Below are 5,214 nucleotides of genomic sequence, written 5' to 3' on the forward strand. Positions count from 1 at the left end.
TGTAGATGTAAAGATAGCCTACGAATGGGAATCGGAATCGAGAGAATCATCTAGCAAGGCTGCCTAAATGCTTCCACACATGTTGATGATGCCTCAATAATTTTCTCATTTAACCCTCAATTATATCACCGCTTCAGCGGCAATCTCCGATTCAGTCGTCAAACCCAGTTTAACCTTTTCATGACCATCTTCCGCCAGGGTCTTCATCCCTTCGGCAATGGCATGCTTCCTTAAATCCGATGTAGAAACGTTCTCGTGGATTCTGTCACGCAACGTCTCGCTCATCTTCATCATCTCAAAAATACCGACACGGCCCTTGTACCCGCTACCGCCACAGGCCAGGCAGCCCGAATTCTTTCCACCACACTTGGGGCAGATGCGGCGCACCAGACGCTGAGCCATGATGAAGTTCACGGCACTGGCCACTAGGAACGGTTCCACGCCCATGTCAATCAAGCGGGCAATGGCCGAGGGAGCGTCATTGGTATGCAAGGTGCTAAACACCAGATGGCCAGTCAATGCGGCGCGAATGGCAAGCTCCGCGGTCTCGCTGTCACGGATTTCACCCACCATGATCACGTCAGGATCCTGACGGAGCAGGGTTCGCAGCGCAGACGCAAAGGTAAGGTCGATCTTTGTATTCACCGCAGTCTGGGTAATGCCATCCAGTTTGTATTCGATAGGCTCTTCGATGGTGGATATGTTCAGCTTGGTGCTGCGGATCATCTGCAGCAACGTATAAAGCGTGGTGGTCTTACCGGAACCGGTAGGGCCCGTAATCAGGAACATACCGTAAGGCTTATGAATCTCAGTCTCGGCCATTGCAATCTGGTTAGGCAACATCCCAAGGGAATCCAGACGGTGGATTATCTGTCCCTTATCCAAAAGGCGCAGTACCATTTTCTGGCCATAGTCCGTAGGCAGCGCAGATACACGGATATCCACAGCCTTGCTACCGTCATCAAAATGAATACGACCATCCTGGGGCCTGCGATGTTCCGCGATGTCCATGCTGGCCATGATCTTGATCCTAGAGACTGTCTCCGAAATCAGGCGCACCGGCAGCTTGCGTACAACCTGCAGCTCGCCATCCTTGCGGAAACGGACCAAGAACGCCTTCTCACCCGGTTCAAAATGTATATCCGAAACGCCGGTCTGCATCGCCTCCGAGATGATTTCATCCACAAGCCTTGCAATGGCAGAAATAGCACGCCCATTTTCCTGTTTTGCACCAAAGGTTGACTCGGAATGAGCCGCAAAGGTCTGTACCCACTCGGCTATGCTATCGGGATCAGCCTCCACAGGCTGCACCAGGATACCCGTCGCCATCTGAAGTTCCTGCACCAGATCCAGGTCACCTGCCGATGGCATGGCTACAGTCAAGCGCCCCGTATTGCCGTCATATTCCACAGGCAATACAGAATAGCGCTGCATGAGTTCCAGAGGCAAAAGCCTTAGGCATGCGGGGCTTGGTGGATTCTTCAGCAGGAAGGCCATAAACTACTTGGAAACAGAAGGTGCCAAGAGAATGCGAAGAGTCTGCAGGACTAGATCGTCGGATCCGCTGGTGTCCGCAACGACCAAAGTGTCTACAGGGGTAAATCCTGAGGCAGATACACTGAAAAGATTCTGCTTCGAAGGGAGCGAATCCAAGATGGCACGGCCATTCTTGTCCGTGGAGGCATCAACAGCCTTGTGGTTACCGGAAGTCACTGAAACATTCGCACCGGAAATCGCATCCATGGTAGTCTCGTCAAGTACGGTCACCGTATAACGGTAGTATCGTCCCGTATCGGCTTCCGTCACACCCTCGGGTATAAGGGCCAGGTTCAATGTACGTAGCATCAACGAGTAAGATGAATCGGCCGTGGTCACGACATCGACCGTATCCGTAGGCACGTAGCCATCCATGGTGACAATCACCTGGTTCACGTAACTCTCGGCAGACGGGAACACCACCTTGCCGTTGGAATTTGTCTTGAGGGTCTTTGCCACTCCATTCTCGGAAGTAAGTTCCACGGAGGCATCCTTCACAGCCTTGCCGGTGACCCCATCGCGCACCAGCACAGTGTACTGCACTGGAATACGGTCCAGGTCTTCGTCGTCATCCTGAAGACAGCCCCAGAAGACAAGGCTGGATGCAGCAATCAAAATAGCAAGGAACTTGTTCAAAATGCCTCCTTAATAAATCGTGGGAAAAGATAGCATTTTTAGCTATATTATCCAACGAATTAACCTCCCCGATTTTGTAAAATGAACGTGCCCCGACTCAATGTAAAAAATGGTTTTACAATGGCAGTGACCATGGTGCTTCTCAGCATTCTTTGCATCCTGTCCTTGACCATTTATGGCATGGTAAAGGCGGAACGCATCGAGTCATTCAGAAGGTTCCAGAAAAGCCAGGACGAGCTTTCCTTTGAAACGGCCATGGATTATGGCTTTTACCGCATGGAAAGCGAAAAGGCCCCCTGGAGAACCGATAGCCTAAGCTACGCAACCAGCATGGGGAACATCAAGTTCAACATAAGCCACAAACAAGACGGTCTTTTCTCAAAGATTACGGTTTTCAATCCGGATTCCACAAAAATCGGTGTGGACAAGGAAATCCATCCCGGGTTTATCCAGCCCCCGCTCCCCGCCATTACCCTATTAGCCCCAAATGCGGATATTGCCCTGGTCGGCGACGCCCAGATACGAGGGGGCGTGGCACTAAAAAACGGCAGGATCTCGTACAGTACCCATTACAAGATGCCTGCGACTAAGAACGCCTTCGCCGACTCCATACGATACGACAGCACCTTTCCCTATTTTGATTCAATCGGCATTTTCCCGGAACTGACCCGAAATGTTTTCGCACAGTCATTCACCAACGAACGCTGCACCTTTGACGCCACCGACATTGTTCCCCCGGAGCTTTCCTGCAAGACCGTAGTCCTTCGCGGCGACAGCAAGTGCTATAAATGCAAGATCATCGCCGACAGACTCTTTATTACCGAACGCTCCAACCTGCAAAAGGCCAACATCATTTCCAGAACCATTTCCATGACCCAGCAGGCCCTTGTATCGGGAGCATTCCTTGCCCAGGATTCCCTGGAGGTAAATCTATCAAAGTCCCAGGGTGACGCGCTATGGTTAGCCCTGCAGGGGCGTAAAACCGGCGACGTTGATTATAGCGGACACATGGACATTCAACGACTCTCCGCAAGCAACGCGACCATCGTCTACCTGGCCGACAACTGGGACGAAACACTCCGCAGCCAGCCTGTCAAGATCGGACAGAATACCGATCTTAAGGGAACCATCATCAGTAAAGGATCCTTGGACATGCAGGGAAAACTCCAAGGATCGCTCATAGCGTGGTCCTTCGCGTTCTATGAGGGGCTGACACTCTGGAACGGATTTCTCCGCAACGCAAGGATTACAAAGGACACAACCCTACATATTTTGACTCCCGATATTGTACAAATCGGAAAGGAGGCCACCATTGCCTTCTAACAAGTACAAACAGGGCGTGACCCTGGTCGAAGTATTGATAAGTTTCGCAATCCTCTCCACCACCGGCGTAATGCTCGTGGGTTACCTCTATCCCAACAAGATGACGCAGAAAGCCTGGGTCGACGACTATGGCCACAATATAAGCAAACTGAACCTTTTCCTGAACGAAGGAATGGAAAAGGACACCGTCATCGTACAGAAGGATTCCATCGGTGTTGAATGGGAAACCGTAATAACGGCACAAAATACCGGCGATGAAACCTGCTACAAGGCAACCTCCATCCGCAACAAAGCCGACACAACCCGCGCCCTCTACAAATGCGAATACCGGAGGAAGAAATGATCCTCCAACGTCATTCTAGTTGCATTAACCCACGTCATTCTGAGCGAAGCGAAGAATCTAGAAATGGTTTCACACTTATCGAACTGATAGTCACAATCGCCATCTCCGGCATCTTCTTCACCCTCGCCATGAACCTTTACACCCAGGCCGTCAAAGGCCAACTCGCCTTCACAAAGAAGGACGCCGCCTACATGCAGCGCTCCGTCGACATTGCCAAAACAAAAAGGATGCTCCAAGAGCATCCCGGTAAATGTGTTGACGGAATTTATGTCCTAGATTCCGCGGACAATGTCATCCCAGCCTCTACCCACCCCCTGCAATGCAAGGAACTGAAAAAAGCCAGAGTTGTGGTGTACAACAATCTTGGAAGCTGGGTTGTAGAACAAAACTAATTTAGTCCTTTATGCATCGAACAGGCAAATACGATTCTGTATCCGTAAGTTTGGTTCCGATAGTTCTTGCAATATCACCAGACTGTGCATCTTCTATGTTTCTTATATAGAATGTATATCTCTGGAAATTGTCGCCGCTAATACTCCACAGATAAACGAAATCTTTTTCAAAATATCTATAAGAAGCATAGTCATCATCATTTGCACCGAAACGTCCCGTATTTGTTAGCGAGAATCCGTAAGTATCTGTTCCAAGCAAGGACGGGTCAATGATTGCATCGTAATTGCCATCAAGGAAATCCATCATGGTCTTAAATTCTTTAGCAGAGGGAATGTGCCATCCGCTAGGACAAAGACCTTGATACGGTTCAACCAATTTATTTTTATGTGCGGAGAAATCATAGCGATCAATACCGATTGCAGTTGACCATTGATAGTAACGGCCATATTTTTCACAATTATCTTCAAGATAATCTATGCAGAGAGAAACTTCTCCAAGGCCCAGAGAATTTTCCATCGTGGGAACATATTTCAAATGTTCCGCCATCCAAATCTGATCGCCGATAGTTGTCATCTTATAAACACGACCATCTCGTTCATCGACAAACGTGTTTTTATCAGATGGAGATTCAGCAGATGAACTTGATAGAGGTTCCTGTTCCATGGAAGACGATATTGCAGATGGATTGTCATCTTGCTTACTGGATGAACTAACCTTTTCTTCAGCAACGGAAGAAAGATTTGTTACACCATTAATTGAGGACGATGATTGTGTTACAAAGTCATCATTTTGGGGTGCAGTACTATTCTCATCGCTACCGCAAGCAATAAAAGAAAGACAAAAAATTAGTATAATCAAAAAAAACATAATTGAATACTCCTTAAAGAAGGCGAATTTAAGTCGCCAAGTAAATTTGTTTAACTTGCCTAGAAATATACTCTAATGGGGTGAGAAATCCAAGTCGTTTTCTCGGCCGATTGTTC

At 48.6% G+C, this 5,214-nt stretch carries 6 protein-coding genes; 3 read left to right on the plus strand and 3 right to left on the minus strand.

Annotation, left to right across the window (positions count from 1 at the left end; translation table 11 throughout):
• Window positions 1-120: 120 nt before the first annotated feature.
• Window positions 121-1,497 (minus strand): GspE/PulE family protein, encoded by a 1,377-nt coding sequence (locus BGX12_RS14940; protein WP_109736816.1) that lies wholly within the window; start codon window positions 1,495-1,497, stop codon window positions 121-123.
• 3 nt (window positions 1,498-1,500) lie between these two features.
• Entirely contained in the window at window positions 1,501-2,172 is a 672-nt protein-coding gene (locus tag BGX12_RS14945; RefSeq protein ID WP_109736817.1) for a carboxypeptidase regulatory-like domain-containing protein, read from the minus strand.
• Between the two features lie 120 nt (window positions 2,173-2,292).
• Here BGX12_RS14945 and BGX12_RS14950 point away from each other — a divergent pair, with 120 nt between their 5' ends.
• The 3 genes from BGX12_RS14950 to BGX12_RS14960 are packed head-to-tail and all read left to right on the plus strand — an operon-like array spanning window position 2,293 to window position 4,230.
• Complete coding sequence (locus BGX12_RS14950; protein WP_109736818.1) at window positions 2,293-3,495, plus strand: hypothetical protein; 1,203 nt, start codon at window positions 2,293-2,295, stop codon at window positions 3,493-3,495.
• Window positions 3,485-3,838, plus strand: a complete 354-nt coding sequence (locus BGX12_RS14955; RefSeq protein WP_158278285.1) for a prepilin-type N-terminal cleavage/methylation domain-containing protein — start codon at window positions 3,485-3,487, stop codon at window positions 3,836-3,838. The genes BGX12_RS14950 and BGX12_RS14955 overlap by 11 nt, the downstream gene beginning before the upstream one ends.
• A complete protein-coding gene (locus BGX12_RS14960; RefSeq protein ID WP_158278286.1) occupies window positions 3,835-4,230 on the plus strand; it encodes a type II secretion system protein in 396 nt (131 codons plus the stop codon). The genes BGX12_RS14955 and BGX12_RS14960 overlap by 4 nt, the downstream gene beginning before the upstream one ends.
• A gap of 1 nt (window position 4,231) precedes the next feature.
• Here BGX12_RS14960 and BGX12_RS14965 read toward each other — a convergent pair whose 3' ends face one another.
• Window positions 4,232-5,098: an FISUMP domain-containing protein gene (locus BGX12_RS14965; protein WP_109736821.1), complete on the minus strand. Its 867-nt coding sequence runs from the start codon at window positions 5,096-5,098 to the stop codon at window positions 4,232-4,234.
• Window positions 5,099-5,214 lie beyond the last annotated feature (116 nt).

Source organism: Fibrobacter sp. UWR4 (assembly GCF_003149045.1).
Classification (GTDB): Bacteria; Fibrobacterota; Fibrobacteria; order Fibrobacterales; family Fibrobacteraceae; genus Fibrobacter.

What these genes read in the sequence shown, in the direction of transcription:
- BGX12_RS14940 (WP_109736816.1), bottom strand. Translation starts at nt 1,497, where the DNA reads ATGGCCTTCCTGCTGAAGAATCCACCAAGCCCCGCATGCCTAAGGCTT.
- BGX12_RS14950 (WP_109736818.1), top strand. Translation starts at nt 2,293, where the DNA reads ATGGCAGTGACCATGGTGCTTCTCAGCATTCTTTGCATCCTGTCCTTG.
- BGX12_RS14960 (WP_158278286.1), top strand. Translation starts at nt 3,835, where the DNA reads ATGATCCTCCAACGTCATTCTAGTTGCATTAACCCACGTCATTCTGAG.
- BGX12_RS14965 (WP_109736821.1), bottom strand. Translation starts at nt 5,098, where the DNA reads ATGTTTTTTTTGATTATACTAATTTTTTGTCTTTCTTTTATTGCTTGC.